The 19,500-nt window shown below is 57.1% G+C and carries 12 protein-coding genes; 5 read left to right on the top strand and 7 right to left on the bottom strand.

Features of this window, described 5'->3' with window-relative positions; all coding sequences use genetic code 11:
* Positions 1 to 20: 20 nt before the first annotated feature.
* From GNG27_RS20815 to GNG27_RS20805, 3 genes are read left to right on the top strand one after another with little or no spacing between them, the layout of a single operon-like run.
* Complete coding sequence (locus tag GNG27_RS20815; RefSeq protein WP_156264733.1) at positions 21 to 2,393, top strand: fimbrial biogenesis usher protein; 2,373 nt, start codon at positions 21 to 23, stop codon at positions 2,391 to 2,393.
* Positions 2,390 to 2,920 (top strand): hypothetical protein, encoded by a 531-nt coding sequence (locus GNG27_RS20810; RefSeq protein WP_156264732.1) that lies wholly within the window; start codon positions 2,390 to 2,392, stop codon positions 2,918 to 2,920. Before GNG27_RS20815 ends, GNG27_RS20810 begins: the two co-directional genes overlap by 4 nt.
* Positions 2,917 to 3,618, top strand: a complete 702-nt coding sequence (locus GNG27_RS20805; protein ID WP_231313593.1) for a DUF1120 domain-containing protein — start codon at positions 2,917 to 2,919, stop codon at positions 3,616 to 3,618. The genes GNG27_RS20810 and GNG27_RS20805 overlap by 4 nt, the downstream gene beginning before the upstream one ends.
* 38 nt (positions 3,619 to 3,656) lie before the next feature.
* On the opposite strand, the gene GNG27_RS20800 is transcribed toward GNG27_RS20805, so the two are convergent.
* Both GNG27_RS20800 and gltB read right to left on the bottom strand, forming a co-directional pair.
* Positions 3,657 to 5,075 (bottom strand): glutamate synthase small subunit, encoded by a 1,419-nt coding sequence (locus GNG27_RS20800; RefSeq protein WP_142487272.1) that lies wholly within the window; start codon positions 5,073 to 5,075, stop codon positions 3,657 to 3,659.
* 9 nt (positions 5,076 to 5,084) lie between these two features.
* Positions 5,085 to 9,545, bottom strand: a complete 4,461-nt coding sequence (gene gltB, locus GNG27_RS20795; protein ID WP_156264731.1) for a glutamate synthase large subunit — start codon at positions 9,543 to 9,545, stop codon at positions 5,085 to 5,087.
* Between the two features lie 683 nt (positions 9,546 to 10,228).
* Here gltB and GNG27_RS20790 point away from each other — a divergent pair.
* Positions 10,229 to 11,170: a TIGR01212 family radical SAM protein gene (locus GNG27_RS20790; protein ID WP_156265187.1), complete on the top strand. Its 942-nt coding sequence runs from the start codon at positions 10,229 to 10,231 to the stop codon at positions 11,168 to 11,170.
* Here GNG27_RS20790 and GNG27_RS20785 read toward each other — a convergent pair.
* Positions 11,150 to 12,652, bottom strand: coding sequence for a helicase HerA-like C-terminal domain-containing protein (locus GNG27_RS20785; protein WP_156264730.1), 1,503 nt, complete (start codon positions 12,650 to 12,652; stop codon positions 11,150 to 11,152). The genes GNG27_RS20790 and GNG27_RS20785 overlap by 21 nt on opposite strands.
* 137 nt (positions 12,653 to 12,789) lie before the next feature.
* Here GNG27_RS20785 and GNG27_RS20780 point away from each other — a divergent pair, with 137 nt between their 5' ends.
* Positions 12,790 to 14,427, top strand: a complete 1,638-nt coding sequence (locus tag GNG27_RS20780; RefSeq protein ID WP_142487269.1) for a dihydroxyacetone kinase subunit DhaK — start codon at positions 12,790 to 12,792, stop codon at positions 14,425 to 14,427.
* Between the two features lie 44 nt (positions 14,428 to 14,471).
* Here the strand turns inward: GNG27_RS20780 and GNG27_RS20775 are convergent, their stop codons facing one another.
* The 4 genes from GNG27_RS20775 to holC form a co-directional block, all read right to left on the bottom strand.
* Positions 14,472 to 15,491: an NAD(P)-dependent alcohol dehydrogenase gene (locus GNG27_RS20775; RefSeq protein WP_142487268.1), complete on the bottom strand. Its 1,020-nt coding sequence runs from the start codon at positions 15,489 to 15,491 to the stop codon at positions 14,472 to 14,474.
* Positions 15,492 to 15,573: 82 nt separating this feature from the next.
* Positions 15,574 to 16,077 (bottom strand): GNAT family N-acetyltransferase, encoded by a 504-nt coding sequence (locus GNG27_RS20770; protein WP_142487267.1) that lies wholly within the window; start codon positions 16,075 to 16,077, stop codon positions 15,574 to 15,576.
* An 11-nt stretch (positions 16,078 to 16,088) separates the two neighbouring features.
* Positions 16,089 to 18,944: a valine--tRNA ligase gene (locus GNG27_RS20765; RefSeq protein WP_156264729.1), complete on the bottom strand. Its 2,856-nt coding sequence runs from the start codon at positions 18,942 to 18,944 to the stop codon at positions 16,089 to 16,091.
* Entirely contained in the window at positions 18,944 to 19,387 is a 444-nt protein-coding gene (gene holC, locus GNG27_RS20760) for a DNA polymerase III subunit chi (protein WP_142487265.1), read from the bottom strand. The genes GNG27_RS20765 and holC overlap by 1 nt, the downstream gene beginning before the upstream one ends.
* Positions 19,388 to 19,500 lie beyond the last annotated feature (113 nt).

The raw sequence follows: 19,500 nt of genomic DNA, 5'->3' as shown, positions 1-19,500 counted from the left end.
GTCGTTCAGGGAAAACATGGATGTTTAAAAGAACGCTGCTCATGTGCGCAGTCAGCTTGATCTGTGCGCGACAAGGGAAAGCCGCAGAAATCGAAGCCGGCGCCCTCGAATTTGATAATGAAACGTTAAAATCGCTGGGTATCAACCCCGCGGTTTCGGCATATTTTGCAACGAAATCACGCTTTATGCCCGGGCAGGCGACCGTGACCCTGAAAGTGAACGGACAGGAAAGAGGGCGCATGGTTGCGCGTTTTCAGCCGCAGGGCGAACTCTGTTTCGATAAGTCATTAATGGAATATGCGCATATACGCATCCCCGACGACTATCAGGAAGGGTGTTACGATTATCTGAGTTTTCGCCCGGAAACCGTTGTAACTGCCGATCCCGGGCAAGAGTTGATTGAATTAATTGTATCCCCCGATGAAATCAACCGTCAGGGCATGCCCGTAACGGACTTTGCTATGGAGGGGTCGGGGGGCGTCCTGAACTATTCGGTCATGTCGTCCCGCAGTGAATACAGCGGCGGCAGCTCCACCTGGTCTCAGGCCCAGCTTGATGGTGGGGTGAATGTTGCGGGCTGGCTACTGCGTACCAATCAGCTATTAAGCCAGTCGCAAGGTCAATTTAACAGCGAAAACAGCCAGACCTATATGCAGCGTACCTTCGTCAATTTGCGCACTACTGCAAAAATGGGTGAAGTCACTATGAATAACGCGTTGCTGGAGGGCGCTGGCTTATATGGTGTGTCGTTATCGCCGGAACATGGCCTTGATGCACAGGAGAACATGGTCAGAGTAAGCGGGATCGCCAATACGCCGCAGGCACGAGTGGAGGTACGCCAACAGGGTACATTGGTCTATTCGACGCTGGTTCCCGTGGGGCCTTTTACGCTCACCGATTTTTCTCTGCGCAACTATACCAGTGACCTCAACGTGACGGTGGTCGAGACCGATGGCACGCAGCATAGCTATGTGATCCCCGCCTCCCTTTATCTTCAGCGTCTGGGGAAACCGGCAGGCCTGTTCCTGGCCTTTGGGCAAGTGAGTGATGATTACAACAAAAAACCGCTGGTGCTGAGCGCGTCGGGCGGCTGGCGGCTTCTGCCCGGCAGTAACATTAACCTGGGCATGATCCTGGCCCAGGATTTCCAGACTGCTGGCGTCAGTATTAACACCGCCCCCTCTGCTTCAACCCTGCTGAGCCTTAAGATCAATCAGTCCTATGATCATGAAAATGCGCGGCAGGGACAAAACTATCGTATGGAAGCCAGTCTTACATCGGCGCTGGGCGTAAGCGTGACCGCGTCGACGGGCTACTATTCGCCAGGCTATCGGGAGTTCTCGCAGTTTATTGATAGTGGTTTAACAACGGTAAAACAGCATGAATATGCCGTTGGATTGCAATGGCAAACCCGTAAGGCAGGAACGTTCAGTGCCAGCCTCTATGAAACGAAAAACCGCAACCAGTCAGGTAAAACGCGTTATATCAATGCAGGGTGGGGCAGTAACCTGTTTTCGGCCTATGTTTCTGCTAACTGGCAGCATCAGTTAGGTGATGGAAAGGGGAAGAAGGACGATCTGTTCTATTTCAATATCAGCTTCCCGCTGGGCAAAAACAGTATGAACACCTACGCACGCCGTGAGGGCGGTGCGACCCGCTATGGATCCACACTCATGGGGAATCTCTCTGACGATAACGCTTATTCGTTAGGGACCGAGTATGACCATAAAGAGAAGGATAGCAGCATCAGTGCGGGGCTAAGCAGCAATCTGCACTATTCCCAGCTGATGCTAAATGCCAGCGTGGCCAGTGAAAACCGCCGTAGCTATTCTGGCTCTCTGCAGGGGGGGATCGTGGCACATGACGAGGGTGTGACGTTTTCACCCTTGCCAGTACGTGACACCTTCGGTGTTGCCTCGCTGGATCAACCCGTCGCGGGCGTTAAAATCGACACGCCACAAGGACCGGTGTGGACGGATGAACGCGGCTATGCGGTGCTGCCTTCGCTGAATGCGTGGCAAAAATCGCGCGTGGAGGTGAGTACCGAAACCTTGCCTAAGAATATGGATATCGGTAACGGTACACGTTTCCTCAGCCAGGGGCGGGGCTCGGTAGGTAAGGTTCAGTTTGCGGCAGTGACCCAGCGTCGCGTCTTGCTCGAAGTCACTATGAAGGATGGCAAAAAACTGCCAAAAAACAGAGCCATTACGGATACACAGGGTAATTATCTCACCACCTCGGTTGATGATGGCGTGGTATTCCTGAACAACGTCAGCACCCGGCAAGTTCTGGTGGTACAAGACGACTCCGGCAGTTGCCGCATCCCGCTGACCCTGCCAGAAAAAGCGCAGACGGGGGTATTTTATGAAACGGCAAAAGGAGTGTGCCAATGAAACGTTATTTGCTGATGGCGGCGATAGGGTTAGTACCTTGCCAGAGCTGGGCGGCGTGTGAGCTTATCGCCAGCCAGCAAAAGATCGTTTACAGCCGCCTGACGCCAGCAGAACGGCAGCAGGGCAACATGCCATGGATAACGCTACCGGAAAAACAGATTCAGGTACAAGTTAACTGTAGCGAACCGCAGCGTATCCGCCTGTTCCTCGGCAGTGACCTGCCGCGTAATGGTACCTTTTCATTGGGTAGCGAAGGGGAAATGCGCATTACCGCTTCACATGCATATGTTGACGATCGCCCTGTGCGTATCGCACCAGTACACAGAACAGATACCGTGCTCCGTTCCGGTGGCAGCGAAGCGCTACAGGCATCGCTGAATGAGGGTTTGGGGTTCAGCAACGGTGAGGAGGTATACGGGAAAAACGCCTCGGTTTCACTGTTGGTGGCAGCCCGGATAAAACCCGGTCCAGTGACAGAACTCACCACCTGGCGCGGAAACCTGAATATAAACCTGGAGGTGCAATGATGCGTGGCATTTGCCTGCTTCTTGCGGCCTTCATTGCTGTGCCTGTGGTCGCGAAGGACAGCGTTAGTATCGATTTTGAGCTGACCGCGGATGCTGCGGCCTGTATTCCCGTTCTGAGCAATAACGGCGTCGTGGATTTCAACTCCCGCAGCGCCGGGAGCTTATCCCGCAATGCCTTTACGCAACTTGGGACACGCGATCTGGTCTTAAGCCTCACCTGTGAGTCGTCCACGGCGGTCGCTATTACCGCGCGGGATACACGGGCCGCTTCGGTCACCTGGGGCAAAGATGAAAAAGGCCAGCAAGGTCCACGCTTCCAGATTAATGGTGGTCAGTATGTCAATGAGGGATCACGACTGTTTGGCCTGGGCATGACGGCGGAAAACAAGCCTGTCGGCAGCTATGCCGTACAGATTGATGCCACGAACGTAATGGCGGCAGATGGCGATCGCAGCGTGGCGGTAGAGGTGGCCGGCTCGGCAAACCTGCAAGGACCCTGGGTAAAAACCGAATTGCTACCGTTACCTGCGAGACAGGATTATTTCTATACGTTTGTGCAGAAGGGGACGCTGAATCCGCAACCCGTTAGCGCCGCCACGATACCGTTACAGGTAAGTGCTACGGTGGCAAACGCGTTGGGCAGTAGCCAGACAATCAAGCTGGATGGTGAAGCGGTAATCAGCATCGTCTATCTGTAATGGCGGATCGACGAGCCTGGCTCGTCGATCCGGGAGGATCACACTTCGAGGAAGTTCATAATGCCGTCTGCCGCTTTACGACCTTCGGCAATGGCGGTCACTACCAGGTCAGAACCGCGAACGATATCGCCACCGGCGAAAATTTTCGGATTGCTGGTCTGGAACGCGTTATCGCTGCCTTCCGGGGCGATAATGCGGCCCTGAGAGTCCAGCTCGACGCTGTGCTTCGCCAGCCACTCCATGCTGTGAGGACGGAAACCAAACGCCATTACTACCGCATCTGCCGGGATCACATACTCTGAACCGGCAACGATCTCCGCGCGACGACGGCCTTTCGCATCCGGTGCGCCCATTTCAGTGCGCGCCACTTTTACGCCGCTCACTTTGCCGTTGGCATTCACTTCAATACCCAGAGGCTGGATGTTGAACTGGAACTCCACACCCTCTTCACGCGCGTTCTTCACTTCGCGTTTTGAGCCCGGCATGTTCTCTTCGTCACGACGATAGGCGCAGATAACGTGTGCTGCATTCTGACGAATGGAAGTACGCACGCAGTCCATCGCGGTATCACCGCCACCGAGAACTACAACGCGCTTACCTTCCATGCTGACGTACGGCTCAGCGGCGGTTTCGCCGTAACCCATCATCTGCTTGGTGTTGGCAATCAGGAACGGCAGGGCATCGAACACGCCTGTGGCATCTTCGTTTTCCAGCCCGCCACGCATCGACTGATAGGTGCCGACGCCCAGGAACACGGCGTCGTAATCCTTCAGCAGATCGTCGAGCTGCACGTCGCGGCCCACTTCCACGTTCAGTTTGAACTCAATGCCCATGCCGGTGAAGATCTCACGGCGACGGGTCATGACCTCTTTTTCCAGCTTGAAGGCCGGGATACCGAAGGTCAGCAAACCGCCGATTTCCGGGTGACGGTCAAATACCACCGCCTTCACGCCGTTACGGGTCAGCACGTCGGCGCAGGCCAGGCCTGCCGGGCCTGCACCGATGATCGCCACGCGTTTGTCGGTCTGACGTACGCCGGTCATGTCCGGGCGCCAGCCCATCTCGAACGCTTTATCGTTGATATAGCGTTCGATGTTGCCAATGGTCACTGCACCGAACTCGTCATTCAGGGTACAGGAACCTTCACACAGACGATCCTGAGGACACACGCGGCCGCATACTTCCGGCAGGGTGTTGGTCTGGTGAGACAACTCAGCGGCCTCGAAAATACGCCCTTCGTTGGCCAGCTTCAGCCAGTTCGGGATGTAGTTATGGACCGGACACTTCCACTCGCAGTACGGGTTGCCGCAGGACAGGCAGCGGTCTGCCTGTGCTTTGGCCTGGCCTTCGGAAAACGGCTCGTAGATTTCAACAAATTCAATTTTACGGATCTTCAGCGGCTTCTTCGGCGGATCCACACGCTGCAGATCGATAAACTGGTAAACATTCTGGCTCATCTGAATTCCTTACTGCGCCTGCACACGCAGCTCTGCTGCGCTACGACTACGGTGACCCAACAGGGCTTTAACATCGCTGGACTTCGGTTTAACCAGCGCGAATTTCGCAGAGAACGCCGGCCAGTTGGCCAGGATCTCTTCGCCGCGCACGGAACCGGTATGATGTACATGCTCGGTGATCAAACCACGCAGGTGCTCCTCGTGGATCGCCAGGCTTTCAACATCCAGCACTTCCACCAGTTCCGGGTTCACGCGTTTGCGGAAGTCACCGCTTTCGTCCAGGACATAGGCGAAACCACCGGTCATACCTGCGCCGAAGTTAACGCCGGTTTTGCCCAGCACACAGACAATCCCACCGGTCATGTATTCACAGCCGTTATCGCCGATGCCTTCCACCACGGTGATGGCGCCGGAGTTACGCACCGCGAAACGTTCACCTGCACGCCCTGCGGCAAACAGACGACCACCGGTGGCACCGTACAGACAGGTGTTGCCGATGATGCTGGCATCACAGCTGCGGAAAGCGGAGCCGACCGGCGGACGCACCGCCAGCAGACCGCCCGCCATGCCTTTACCGACGTAGTCGTTGGCATCGCCGGTCAGATACAGCTCAACGCCGCCCGCATTCCAAACGCCGAAGCTCTGGCCTGCGGTACCGCTGAAGTGCGCCGTAATCGGGTCGGCAGCCAGGCCCTGGTCGCCGTGCGTCTGTGCAATGTAGCCCGAGAGCGTTGCGCCTACTGAACGGTCGGTGTTGCGAATATCAAACCAGAAGGTTTTGCTCTGCTTGTCATCCACAAACGGCTTCGCCTGATGCAACAGCTGCGCGTTCAGCACGCCATTGTCGAACGGCGGGTTGTTCTCGGTGCAGTACACCGCTTTGCCCGGATGTGGTTCAGCCGTTTCCAGCAGACGGGACAGCTTCAGGTTCTGCTGCTTAGCCGTGAACCCTTCCAGCTCTTTCAGCAGGTCGGTACGGCCAATCAGATCCACCAGACGCGTTACGCCCAGCTGCGCCATCAGCTCGCGGGTTTCGCGGGCGATGAAGTCAAAGTAGTTGGTCACTTTGAACGGCAGGCCATGGTAGTGGTTCTTACGCAGCTTCTCGTCCTGGGTTGCAACACCGGTTGCGCAGTTGTTCAGGTGACAAATACGCAGGTATTTACAGCCCAGCGCCACCATCGGGCCGGTACCGAAGCCAAAGCTCTCTGCGCCGAGGATTGCCGCTTTGATGATGTCGAGGCCAGTTTTCAGACCGCCATCCACCTGCAGACGGATCTTGTGACGCAGACCGTTAGCCACCAGCGCCTGCTGGGTTTCCACCAGCCCCAGCTCCCACGGACAGCCCGCGTATTTCACGGAGGAGAGCGGGCTCGCGCCGGTACCGCCGTCATAACCGGCGATGGTGATCAGATCCGCATAGGCTTTCGCCACGCCGGTGGCGATAGTGCCCACGCCCGGCTCGGAAACCAGCTTCACGGAGATCATCGCTTTCGGGTTGACCTGTTTCAGGTCGAAAATCAGCTGCGCCAGATCCTCGATAGAGTAGATATCGTGGTGCGGCGGCGGGGAGATCAGCGTCACGCCCGGCACCGAGTAGCGCAGTTTGGCGATGTACGGGGTCACTTTATCACCCGGTAACTGACCGCCTTCGCCCGGTTTCGCACCCTGAGCGACTTTAATCTGAATCACGTCGGCATTAACCAGGTACGCCGGGGTCACACCGAAGCGACCGGAAGCGACCTGCTTGATGCGCGACACTTTGTTGGTGCCGTAGCGCGCCGGATCTTCACCGCCTTCGCCGGAGTTGGAGTTCCCGCCGATGCTGTTCATCGCTTCTGCCAGCGCCTCGTGGGCTTCCGGGCTCAGCGCGCCGATAGACATCGCCGCAGTATCAAAGCGTTTGAACAGTTCAGTCGCCGGTTCAACATCATTGATGCTGACGGCGGTATCGCCCGGGTTCACTGCCAGCAGATCGCGCAGCGTGGCCGCCGGACGGTTGTTCACCAGCTCAGCATACTGCTGATAATCGCTGTACTCGCCGCTCTGGACGGCCTGTTGCAGGGTGCGCACTACGTCCGGGTTATAGGCGTGGTATTCGCCGCCATGGACATACTTCAGCTGCCCGCCCTGATCCAGCGGTTTACGTGCCAGCCAGGCGCGTTTGGAGAGGTTCAGCAGATCCTGCTGGAAGTCGCTAAAGCCCGCACCGCCGATACGGCTGATCACGCCCTGGAAGCACAGGTCGGCAACATCGTCATGCAGACCGACAGCTTCGAACAGCTTCGAGCAGCGGTAAGAGGCGATAGTCGAGATGCCCATCTTGGACATGATCTTGTACAGGCCTTTGTTGATGCCGTTACGGTAGTTCAGCATCACGGTACGGTAATCTTTGTCGATGGCCTGGCCGTCGACCAGTTTTGCCAGCGTTTCGTAGGCCAGGTACGGATAAATTGCCGTCGCACCGAAGCCCAGCAGCACCGCGAAGTGGTGCGGGTCACGTGCGCTTGCGGTTTCCACAATGATGTTGGCGTCGCAGCGCAGGCTCTTATCAACCAGACGCGTCTGGATAGCACCGACGGCCATTGGCGCCGGCACCGGCAGACGGTTCTTCGCAATGTTGCGGTCGGACAGCACCAGCAGAACGGTACCGTTACGCACCATCTGTTCCGCTTTATCACACAGCGCCTTCACCGTCTCTTCGAGGGTCGCTTCGGTCGCGTCGAACGTAATATCGAGCGTGTCGGCGCGGTAGTGCTCCTCTTGCATGGTGGTGAGCTGTTTGAAATCGGAGTACAGCAGGATCGGCGATTTAAAGGTCAGACGGTGGGCCTGGCCTTCGGCTTCGCAGAAGACGTTCATCTCACGACCGATGCTGGTGGCCAGAGACATCACGTGGGCTTCACGCAGCGGATCGATTGGCGGGTTAGTTACCTGCGCAAACTGCTGGCGGAAGTAGTCGTAAATGATACGCGGCTGGCTGGAGAGCACGGCAAACGGGGTATCGTCACCCATGGAGCCGACCGCTTCCTGGCCATTTTCACCCAGTACGCGGATAACGGAGTCCAGCTCTTCCGCGCTGTAGTTAAACTGTTTCTGGTAGCTGGCGAGGGTATCATCATCCAGCTCGCGGCTGCCCACGTCCTGATCCGGCAGATCTTCAAACGGCACCAGACGGCGAACGTTTTTCTCCATCCACTCTTTGTACGGATGACGGCTTTTCAGGTCGTTATCGGTTTCCGCGGAGTGGAGAATGCGACCGCCACGGGTGTCGATCACCATCAGTTCGCCAGGCCCTACGCGGCCTTTTTCGACCACTTCGTCAGGCTGGTAATCCCAGATCCCCACTTCAGAGGCGCAGGTGATCAGCTTGTCTTTAGTGATGACGTAGCGCGCCGGGCGCAGGCCGTTACGGTCGAGGTTACAGGCCGCAAAGCGCCCGTCGGACATGACGATACCGGCCGGACCATCCCACGGCTCCATGTGCATGGAGTTGAAGTCGAAGAAGGAACGCAGTTCAGGATCCATATCCGGGTTGTTCTGCCAGGCTGGCGGAACCAGCAGGCGCATGGCGCGAACGATGTCCATCCCGCCGGCCAGCAGCAGCTCCAGCATGTTATCCATTGAACTGGAGTCAGAGCCGGTTTCGTTGACGAACGGCGCTGCATCGTGCAGATCCGGGATCAGCGGGGTCTGGAATTTATAGGTACGGGCGCGTGCCCACTGGCGGTTACCGGTGATGGTGTTGATTTCACCGTTGTGCGCCAGATAGCGGAACGGCTGAGCCAGCGGCCAGCGTGGTACGGTGTTGGTGGAGAAGCGCTGGTGGAACAGGCAAATGGCCGATTCCAGACGCAGGTCCGCCAGGTCCAGGTAGAAGCGCGGCAGGTCAGCCGGCATACACAGACCTTTATAGATGTTCACCAGGTTCGAGAGGCTACAGACGTAGAATTCTTTATCTTCCTGGAGACGTTTTTCAATGCGGCGACGGGCGATAAACAGGCGGCGTTCCATATCACGTGGACGCCAGCCCGCAGGCGCGTTGACAAAAATTTGCTCGATACGAGGCAGCGAGGAGAGGGCGATTTCACCGAGTACCCCTTCGTTGGTGGGCACTTCGCGCCAGCCGACGATAGACAGGGTTTCGCGTTGAAGTTCTTCTTCGACGATGCGGCGTGAGATAGCTGCTTTTTCCGCGTCCTGATTCAGGAACAGCATGCCGACAGCGTAGTTTTTGGCTAAACGCCAGCCGCGCTCTTCCGCCACGATGCGAAAGAAACGATCCGGTTTTTGCAGCAGCAGACCGCAACCGTCGCCGGTTTTACCATCCGCAAGGATAGCGCCACGGTGCTGCATACGGGCCAGTGCGTGTATAGCGGTACGCACTACCTTGTGGCTAGGTTCGCCTTCTATGTGGGCGATCAGGCCGAAACCACAGTTATCCTTCTCAAGGGATTTATCGTACAACATATCAGTGAACCTCCCCAGGCTCTTCGGGACTTCTCTCTGGACCGTGGCGCACAGGCACAGCAAGAGCGCGGCGACGGGGTTTGCGTTTCATACGCGTACCTCGCATTCGCCCTCTTAATATCCTTTTCGCACAGGTCAAACAAGTTTGAGGACTTGCTTCAGAGGGAATCTCAACTACTGCATAAATATGATGAGCAGGCTGCTCATCCAGAAAGCTTCCAGCGGATTTCCAACTTATCGGGAATCCGTACACAGGTCAAATGGCAATCTTATTTATACAGAAATGTGCTAAGGGGAGGTTATCAATCTGATTTTGTTAGTTATTTAACGTGTTTCACATCCCTGTAACCTTCCTGTGGGCTTTAAGGTAGTGTGATCTGACTCACTATATGAAAGCGGTATTATCGCTGTAGCATGCTAAATAGTGCGATTTAAGCAGGATATAATCCTACCACAGGGGGAAAGCCCGCATGATGTCACTGTTTTTCAGCGCAGACGATATAAATGAAAAAATCCTGCAGAACATAAGGAAAAGTAATTAGAAAGACGATGAATGAAATTGCAATTATCCTGGTTAATTATGCAAAGGATAAAAGCACGCCGGGACGATTGATCCAGGTCATCGCCGTCGGAGGTTAAAAATGGCAGGCTTGTCCCCTTTCAACGGGGCGGTCTATCAGATTATGCAGTTACAGAAATTAGTCAATATGTTTGGTGGGGATCTTTCACGCCGGTACGGGCAAAAGGTTCATAAGCTGTCGCTGCACGGGGGTTTTAGCTGCCCGAATCGCGACGGTACTATCGGGCGCGGCGGCTGTACCTTCTGTAATGTGGCCTCGTTTGCCGATGAGGCGCAGCAGCATCAGTCCATTGCGGCGCAGCTTGCCCACCAGTCGGCGCTGGTGAATCGGGCGAAACAGTATCTGGCCTATTTTCAGGCCTATACCAGCACATGGGCAGAAGTACAGGTACTGCGCTCGATGTATCAACAGGCGGTGAGCCAGGCCAATATCGTCGGACTCTGTGTCGGCACCCGGCCTGACTGTGTGCCGGAGGCGGTACTCGATCTGCTCAGCGAATACAAAGAGCAGGGGTATGAGATCTGGCTGGAGCTGGGCTTGCAGACCGCGCACGATAAAACGCTGCATCGTATTAATCGCGGCCACGATTTTGCCTGCTATCAACGTACCACCCGACTGGCGCGGGAACGCGGGCTGAAGGTCTGTACCCATCTGATTGTCGGCCTGCCGGGTGAAGGGCAATCCCACGCCCTGGAAACCCTGCATAAGGTGGTGGAGACCGGCCTTGATGGTATTAAGCTGCACCCGCTGCATATCGTGACGGGAAGCATTATGGCTAAAGCCTGGGAGGCCGGGCGACTGAACGGTATCGAGCTGAACGAGTATGTAGTGACGGCCGGGGAGATGATCCGCCACACGCCGCCGGAAGTGGTGTATCACCGCATCTCCGCCAGCGCCCGCCGCCCAACGCTGCTGGCACCGCTGTGGTGCGAGAACCGCTGGACGGGGATGGTGGAGCTGGACCGCTATCTGAATGCGCAGGGGGTTCAGGGCTCGGCGCTGGGCACACCCTGGGTGCCCGCGTTATCTTCGGCGTCCGCCTAATAAGCTGCCCAGCACACCGCGTACAATCTGATTCGTCACCTGACGCGCCGCGCTTTTCGCCATGGTTTGCACCACCCCGTCGCGTTTACCACCGCGCGGACCGGTGCTGCCAAACAGGATGTCCTTCAACCCGCCGAGGATCCCGTCATCGACCGCAACGGACTGGCCTTTCGCGGCGGGGGCCTCCTGCTGCGCCGTACTGTTTTGCACCCCTTTTTGCAGCATCTCAAAGGCAGACTCTCTGTCCACCCGATCCTCGTACTTTCCGTAGACAGGCGAATGGTTGATCAGCCCGTTACGCTCATCGTCGCTGACCGGTCCCATCCGGGAGTTGGGGGCGATAACCATCGCGCGCTCCACCACTGACGGGCTGCCTTTGGCATCGAGAAAGGAGATCAGCGCCTCGCCGGTTCCCAGCGCCTGAATAGCCGCTTCGGTATTAAAGGCGGGGTTGGCGCGCATGGTCTGCGCAGCGGCTTTCACCGCCTTCTGGTCTTTGGGCGTAAAGGCGCGCAGCGCATGCTGGACGCGATTGCCCAGCTGGCCCAGCACGTTGTCGGGAATATCAGACGGGTTCTGCGAAACAAAATAAACGCCCACCCCTTTGGAGCGGATCAGGCGGATCACCTGCTCGATCTTATCCAGCAGCACCTGTGGCGCATCGCTGAACAGCAGATGCGCTTCGTCAAAGAAGAAGACCAGCTTCGGTTTTTCCAGGTCGCCGGCTTCCGGCAGTTGCTCAAAGAGATCGGAGAGCATCCACAGCAGGCTGGCCGCGTAGAGCTTCGGCATCTGGTAGAGCTTCTCTGCACTGAGGATATTGATGATGCCTTTGCCGTTGCTGTCGGTACGCATCCAGTCTTTGATATCCAGCATAGGCTCGCCAAAGAAGTGTTCGGCGCCCTGTTGTTCCAGCGTCAGCAAACCGCGCTGGATAGCCCCCACGGAGGCGCTGCTGATATTGCCGTACTGATTCTGAAACGATTTGGCGTTATCCCCGATGTATTGGGTAATGGCCCGCAGATCTTTGAAGTCGAGCAGCAGTAGCCCCTGATCGTCGGCAATGCGGAAGATGATGTTCAGCACGCCGGACTGTACCTCGTTCAGATCGAGCAGACGCGCCAGCAATAGCGGGCCGAGATCGGACACGGTAGCGCGCACCGGATGGCCTTTTTCACCGAAAATATCCCAGACCACCACCGGATTGCTCTCCGGTTGCCAGTCGGTGACGCCGATATTGTTCAACCGTTCAAGAAGCTTCTCTGAGCCGACACCCTCCCGGGCAACACCGCTGAGATCGCCTTTCACGTCAGCCATAAATACCGGCACGCCGATACCTGAAAATGACTCGGCCAGCTTTTGCAGCGTCACCGTTTTACCCGTGCCGGTAGCGCCGGTAATCAGGCCATGACGGTTTGCCATTGCGGGCAGGAGATAGAGTTCGTTATCCAGCGTCCGGGCAATCAGCAGGGGTGTACTCATGATCGGCTTCCTCGTTCAGTCCTGCGTGGAGTATAGGCAACCTGACGGTAAAAAGAGCGGGTCAATTTCTGACTTTGCGGCGCATTACGCAACGCGGACTATGCTTTTACACAGGGTAAACAACATATTGGAAAGCTATGTCCAGATTCTTCTTTAACGACCGCAAACAGCTGGTTAATGACGCCATTGAAGGTATGCTCATTTCCGCCCCGCATGGCAATCTCGTCAAACTGGATAGCGATCCGGCTATCCGCGTCGTGGTGCGCGCCGACTGGGATAAAAGCCGCGTGGCGGTGATTTCCGGGGGCGGATCCGGCCATGAACCGGCGCATGCGGGATTTGTGGGTAAAGGGATGCTGACTGCTGCCGTCTGTGGCGATCTGTTTGCTTCACCGAGCGTAGAGGCGGTGCTGAATGCCATCGTGGCGGTGACGGGCGATCGTGGCTGTCTGCTGATCGTCAAAAACTACACCGGGGATCGCCTCAACTTTGGCCTCGCGGCGGAAAAAGCCAGGTGCCTTGGGCTCAAAGTGGAGATGGTGATTGTGGCCGATGATATCGCCCTCCCGGATAACAAACAGCCGCGCGGCATCGCCGGAACCGCGCTGGTGCATAAGATTGCCGGGTACGCCGCCGAACAGGGGAAATCGTTAAATGAGGTGCGGGACATGGCTCGTCAGGCCTGCGACAACCTCTGGAGCCTGGGCGTAGCGATGCAGACCTGCAACCTGCCGGGCAGCGACGATGAAGAGGGGCGTATCAGGAAAGGCCATGTTGAGCTGGGGCTTGGGATCCACGGTGAGCCCGGGGCCTCGGTGGTCGAGACACAAAACAGCAGGGCGATTATCGATACGCTGGTGAAACCCTTGCTGGCGCAGGCAGGTGTTGGGCGGCTGGCCGTGCTGATCAATAACCTCGGCGGCGTCTCGGCGCTGGAGATGGCACTGCTGACCAAAGAGCTGGCGCATTCGGCCCTGAAGGATCAGATCGCCTGGTTGATTGGCCCGGCGCCGCTGGTGAGTTCGCTGGACATGAAAGGCTTTTCGTTATCCCTGCTGAAGCTGAATCCGGCCTTTGAGCAGGCGATTACCGCGCCGGTGGAGACGCTGGGCTGGCAAAAGCCGGTGGCCTTTGCGCCGCTGCGCACGCTGGCGCACACTCCGCTGCATGACAGCGTGGAGTTTACGCCGTCGGCGAACGCAAACGTCGCGCGGTATCTCGCCGCTGCCACGGGCTGCTTAATCGCCCTGGAAAATCGCCTTAATGCCCTGGATGCGAAAGTAGGGGACGGCGATACGGGATCGACCTTTGCGCAAGGCGCGCGGGATATTGCGCAATGGCTTGAAGAGGAACGCCTGCCGCTGAACGATCTGCCGCAATTGTTGCTGGTGGTGGGGGAGCGGCTGGCGACGGTGATGGGGGGATCGAGCGGGGTGTTGATGTCAATCTTCTTTACCGCCGCCGGGCAGGCGCTGCGTGGCGGTAAGCCCTTGCCCGATGCCTTACTGACCGGACTTGCGCAAATGAAACATTATGGCGGGGCCGATCGCGGCGATCGTACCTTGATCGACGCACTCCAGCCCGCGCTGGAAGCGCTGCAGAGCGGGGATCTTGAGGCCGCCGTCAGTGCGGCACAGCAGGGCGCTGATGCCACAGCAAGCATGAGCAAAGCCGGAGCGGGGCGCTCGTCCTATGTGAATAAGGAGAATCTCGATGGGGTAGCCGATCCTGGCGCGGTGGCGGTGGCCGAGGTGTTTGGCGCGTTAGTGCGGTAGTGGTTAAATGCCCGGTAAGCGTAGCGCTACCGGGCAACAACAGCTTAAAAGTCTGCTTTCAGCACCACGCGGTAACGGGCTTTGCCGTCACGAACGTGCTGGAGCGCTTCGTTGATTTTCGACATCGGATACATCTCGATGGTCGGAGAGACTTTGGTGCGGCCGGCAAACTTCATCAGCTTACGCAGCTCATAAGGTGTGCCTGTTGCAGAACCCGATACGCTGCGATCGCCGCCAATCAGCGTGAACGCAGGAACCGGCAGTGGCTTCAGGACGGCACCGACGGTATGGAAGTTGCCGCCGTAGGCCAGCGCTTCAAAGTACGGCTGCCAGTCGAGATCGACGTTCACGGTATTGATGATTAAATCAAACTGACCTGCCAGGGCTTTCAACAGCTCAGGATCCCGGCTGTTCACCACCTTATCAGCCCCCATCGCCAGCACTTCTTGCTCTTTTGCCGGGTTGGAACTGAACGCCGTCACTTCGCAGCCCATGGCATGCAGAAGCTTGATGGCAATATGGCCCAGACCACCGATACCAATGACCCCCACGCGGCTGGTGGCGGTGATATGGTGCATCAGCAGTGGTTTGAAAACCGTGATCCCGCCGCACAGCAGTGGACCGGCGGATTCGATATCGATCTGATCAGGGAGAGGAATGACCCACTGCCAGTCGGCGCGCAGTTTGTCGGCGAAACCGCCGTTATTGAGGATGGTAGGCGTGGCGCCTTCCAGACAGTTAATCTGGTTGCCGCTGATACAGGCGTCACAGTGACCGCAGCTGCGTGCGGTCCAGCCAATGCCCACGCGCTGGCCAATCTTCAGCCCTTTTTCCTGCGCGGCACTGCCCAGGGCCACCACGCGGCCAATGACTTCGTGCCCGGCAATCAGCGGGTATTGCGAGAAGCCCCATTCATTGTCGATCATCGACAGATCGGAATGGCAGATCCCGCAGTAATCGACCTGAACTTCAACGTCTTCTGCTTTCAGCTCGCCCGCATCGTATTCGTACAGCTCAAGCTCTGCACCCGCCTGCGGTGCGGCGTAGCTTTTTATCTTCGACATGATATTACCCCCTGATGGTGTGGAACTGAGAGTGTAGAGCATTCAGTTTACAGTCGCTTAACAGAAGGGGGCAGGAAAGGAATTATAACGTTTTTAACATCCGCACTTCGCAATCAACATGTCCGGTACATCCCAGCGGCTGGTCGATATGCTCAAAGCCGAGATGTTCGTACAGTCTGATGGCGTCGGTCAGAAAGGCAGTGGTTTCGAGATAGCAGCGTTTAAAACCCTGCTCGCGGGCATGATCCAGCGCCTGTAACGCCAGTTTTTTTGCTAAGCCTTGTCCACGGACGACGGGCAGGAAGTACATTTTTTGCAGTTCGCAGATGTCCGGCTCGCTGCAGGAGAGCGGCGCAACGCCGCCGCCACCCACAACCTGGCCGTTCTGCTCAACAACCCAATAGGCATGCCCCGGCTGGCTGTACACCGAATACAGTTCGTCGAGATTGGGATCCGCAACGGTATAGCCTTTATCGGCCGTCAGGCCGTATTCGGCTGATACCCGGCGGATAACGCCGGCAATTGCCGGGTTATCCGTGGCGGTGATACGGCGCAGATGCGCCGTTACAGAGGCATTTACATGCATAGCTTCACTCATCACAGCGCGCTAATGACAGCCTGTTGCTCAATCAGTTTCGCTTTCGCATCGGCGAAACCAACCAGACGCTCACGCTCTTTAGCGATAACCGCTTCCGGTGCGCGGGCGACAAAGCCTTCGTTAGACAGTTTGCTTTCGATCTTACCGATTTCGATTTCGACTTTGGCCACTTCTTTCGCCAGACGTGCCAGCTCAGCATCTTTGTCAACCAGGCCAGCCATCGGGATCAGCAGCTCGGCACCGTCGATGATTTTGGTCACGGAGACCGGACCTTTATCATCCGCAGGCAGCACGGTGATGCTCTCCAGACGCGCCATGGTCTGCAGGAAGGTGCTGTTCTCGGTGACGCGACGAACCGCAGCCTCGCTGCAGCCACGCAGCAGCAGCGCCAGCGGTTTACCCGGGGAGATGTTCATCTCTGCACGGATGTTACGCACGGCAACGATCGCCTGCTTCAGCCACTCGGTATCGGCGGCTGCGGCCTCATCAACCTGCGCAGCATCGAATTCCGGGAACGGCTGCAGCATGATGGTGTCGGCACTGATACCGGCAATGACCTTCACACGCTGCCAGATGGTTTCGGTGATGAACGGGATGATCGGGTGCGCCAGACGCAGCAGACCTTCCAGCACGGTAATCAGGGTATTGCGCGCGCCGCGCAGTTCCGCTTCAGTTCCGCCGTTCATTACCGGTTTGGTCAGCTCCAGGTACCAGTCACAGAACTGGTTCCAGGTGAACTCGTACAGGATGCCTGCCGCGATATCGAAGCGATAGCTATCCAGCGCCTCACGGAACGCTTTAGTGGTCTGGTTGAATTCCGCCAGGATCCAGCGGTCGGCCAGCGACAGGGTCATTTCGCCGCCGTTAAAGCCGCAATCCTGATCTTCGGTGTTCATCAGCACAAAGCGGCTGGCGTTCCACAGCTTGTTACAGAAGTTGCGGTAACCTTCCAGACGCTTCATGTCCCAGTTGATGTCACGACCGGTAGAGGCCAGCGCCGCCAGGGTGAAACGCAGGGCGTCGGTGCCGTGTGGCTCGATGCCGTCCGGGAACTGCTTCTCGGTACGCTTGCGGATCTTCTCAGCCAGCTGCGGCTGCATCATGTTGCCGGTACGTTTCTCCAGCAGGTCTTCCAGCGAGATACCGTCAACCATGTCCAGCGGGTCAATAACGTTACCCTTGGACTTGGACATCTTCTGGCCTTCGTCGTCACGGATCAGACCGGTCATGTAGACGGTATGGAACGGAACCTGCGGCTTGCCGTCTTCATCTTTGATGAAGTGCATGGTCATCATGATCATGCGGGCGATCCAGAAGAAGATAATGTCGAAGCCGGACACCATCACGCTGGTTGGGTGGAACTGACGCAGCGCGTCGGTGTTCTCTGGCCAGCCGAGCGTGGAGAAGGTCCACAGCGCGGAGGAGAACCAGGTGTCCAGCACGTCCTCGTCCTGACGCAGGGCAACGTCAGCGCTCAGGTTGTTTTCCTGACGCACTTCGTCTTCAGTGCGACCAACGTAGACGTTGCCTTCGTTGTCATACCACGCCGGAATGCGGTGACCCCACCACAGCTGACGGGAGATACACCAGTCCTGAATATCGCGCATCCAGGAGAAGTACATGTTTTCGTACTGTTTCGGTACGAACTGGATGCTACCGTTCTCAACCGCTTCAACCGCCGGTTTCGCCAGCACGTCGGCGCGGACGTACCACTGGTCGGTCAGCATCGGTTCGATCACCACGCCGCCACGGTCACCGTAAGGAACGGTGAGGTCGTGCGGTTTGATCTCTTCCAGCAGGCCCAGAGCATCAACAGCGGCAACCACCGCTTTACGCGCGGCAAAACGCTCCAGCTTCTGGAACTCAGCCGGGATGTCGCTGGAATAAACGCCAGACTCTTCGCCTTTGGTGTCATACACTTCCGCGCTTTCACGGATGTCGCCATCAAAGGTCAGGATGTTGATCATCGGCAGGGCGTGACGACGACCGACTTCGTAGTCGTTAAAGTCGTGCGCCGGGGTGATCTTCACGCAGCCGGTGCCTTTTTCCATGTCAGCGTGTTCATCGCCCACAATCGGAATGCGGCGGTTTACCAGCGGCAGCACCACGAACTTGCCAATCAGATCTTTATAACGCGGATCTTCCGGGTTCACGGCTACGCCGGTATCGCCCAGCAGGGTTTCCGGACGCGTGGTGGCGACCACCAGATAATCTTTACCGTCTGCGGTTTTCGCACCGTCGGCCAGCGGATAGCGGATGTGCCACATGGAGCCTTTAGACTCGCGGTTTTCCACTTCCAGGTCAGAGATGGCGGTGCGCAGTTTCGGGTCCCAGTTTACCAGGCGCTTGCCGCGGTAAATCAGGTCTTCTTTATACAGACGGACGAACACTTCTTTTACGGCGTTGGAAAGACCTTCGTCCATGGTGAAGCGCTCGCGCTCCCAGTCCACGGAGTTACCGAGACGGCGCATCTGACGGGTAATGGTGCCGCCGGATTCTGCTTTCCACTGCCAGATTTTGTCGATAAAGGCGTCGCGGCCGTAGTCGTGACGGGTTTTACCTTCTTCAGCGGCAATCTTGCGTTCGACCACCATCTGGGTAGCAATACCCGCGTGGTCAGTACCGGCCTGCCACAGGGTGTTTTTACCCTGCATGCGCTGGTAACGGATCATGGTGTCCATGATGGTCTGCTGGAAGGCATGACCCATATGCAAACTGCCGGTGACGTTCGGCGGCGGGATCATGATGCAGAAGGACTCTTTGCTTTCATCGCCGTTAGGCTTGAAATAGCCCTGCTGTTCCCAGTGCTCGTAAAGCGGCTGTTCGATATCGCGTGGGTTGTATGTCTTTTCCATTATTTCCAGGTTGCCGTATTCAGGTTAAAACCAGCCAGGCGGTACGCTTTATAGCGTTCGCGCGCCAGTTGTTTCAAAGAATCTTCGTGAGGGACAAAGTCTACCACTTCTGTGAAAGCGGTGGCAAAATCTGCAAAGCCGGTACGCAGGCTGATTAAAATATCCCGCGGGCTGCTGTTGCGTTTTTGCGGCCAGGCGATCTCCACCGGCGCGCCACCGCGCGGTCCTTCCCCCGCGAGATTATGCGGAACAAAACTTTCTGACGGTCGTGCCCACAGGGCTTCATCCAGACGGATGGCCTGCTGTTCATCTTCGCAGGCAATGAGCACGCGTTTTCCACCGCGCCAACGTTCTGCGGCAATCTCACACACCAGCTGTTCGACGGCGCTTAAGCCATCCTGTTGCGTGTCATTGTCCAGAAGATAGAACGTTGCGTTTTTCATATATGGGGCTTCTTGTTTTGGATTTAAATGCAAAGCCGGGTGGCGCTACGCTTACCCGGCCTACAAACGGCATTTTCCGTAGGCCCGGTAAGCGTAGCGCCACCGGGCAACAG

Origin of the sequence: Leclercia sp. 119287 (genome assembly GCF_009734485.1) — a bacterium.
GTDB classification, from domain to species: Bacteria; Pseudomonadota; Gammaproteobacteria; order Enterobacterales; family Enterobacteriaceae; genus Enterobacter; species Enterobacter adecarboxylatus_C.
Note: the sequence above shows the minus strand (reverse complement) of the source record. Positions and strands in the feature narration are given on the sequence as shown.

What these genes read in the sequence shown, in the direction of transcription:
- GNG27_RS20815 (WP_156264733.1), top strand. Translation starts at nt 21, where the DNA reads ATGTTTAAAAGAACGCTGCTCATGTGCGCAGTCAGCTTGATCTGTGCG.
- GNG27_RS20810 (WP_156264732.1), top strand. Translation starts at nt 2,390, where the DNA reads ATGAAACGTTATTTGCTGATGGCGGCGATAGGGTTAGTACCTTGCCAG.
- GNG27_RS20805 (WP_231313593.1), top strand. Translation starts at nt 2,917, where the DNA reads ATGATGCGTGGCATTTGCCTGCTTCTTGCGGCCTTCATTGCTGTGCCT.
- GNG27_RS20800 (WP_142487272.1), bottom strand. Translation starts at nt 5,075, where the DNA reads ATGAGCCAGAATGTTTACCAGTTTATCGATCTGCAGCGTGTGGATCCG.
- gltB (WP_156264731.1), bottom strand. Translation starts at nt 9,545, where the DNA reads ATGTTGTACGATAAATCCCTTGAGAAGGATAACTGTGGTTTCGGCCTG.
- GNG27_RS20790 (WP_156265187.1), top strand. Translation starts at nt 10,229, where the DNA reads ATGCAGTTACAGAAATTAGTCAATATGTTTGGTGGGGATCTTTCACGC.
- GNG27_RS20785 (WP_156264730.1), bottom strand. Translation starts at nt 12,652, where the DNA reads ATGAGTACACCCCTGCTGATTGCCCGGACGCTGGATAACGAACTCTAT.
- GNG27_RS20780 (WP_142487269.1), top strand. Translation starts at nt 12,790, where the DNA reads ATGTCCAGATTCTTCTTTAACGACCGCAAACAGCTGGTTAATGACGCC.
- GNG27_RS20775 (WP_142487268.1), bottom strand. Translation starts at nt 15,491, where the DNA reads ATGTCGAAGATAAAAAGCTACGCCGCACCGCAGGCGGGTGCAGAGCTT.
- GNG27_RS20770 (WP_142487267.1), bottom strand. Translation starts at nt 16,077, where the DNA reads ATGCATGTAAATGCCTCTGTAACGGCGCATCTGCGCCGTATCACCGCC.
- GNG27_RS20765 (WP_156264729.1), bottom strand. Translation starts at nt 18,944, where the DNA reads ATGGAAAAGACATACAACCCACGCGATATCGAACAGCCGCTTTACGAG.
- holC (WP_142487265.1), bottom strand. Translation starts at nt 19,387, where the DNA reads ATGAAAAACGCAACGTTCTATCTTCTGGACAATGACACGCAACAGGAT.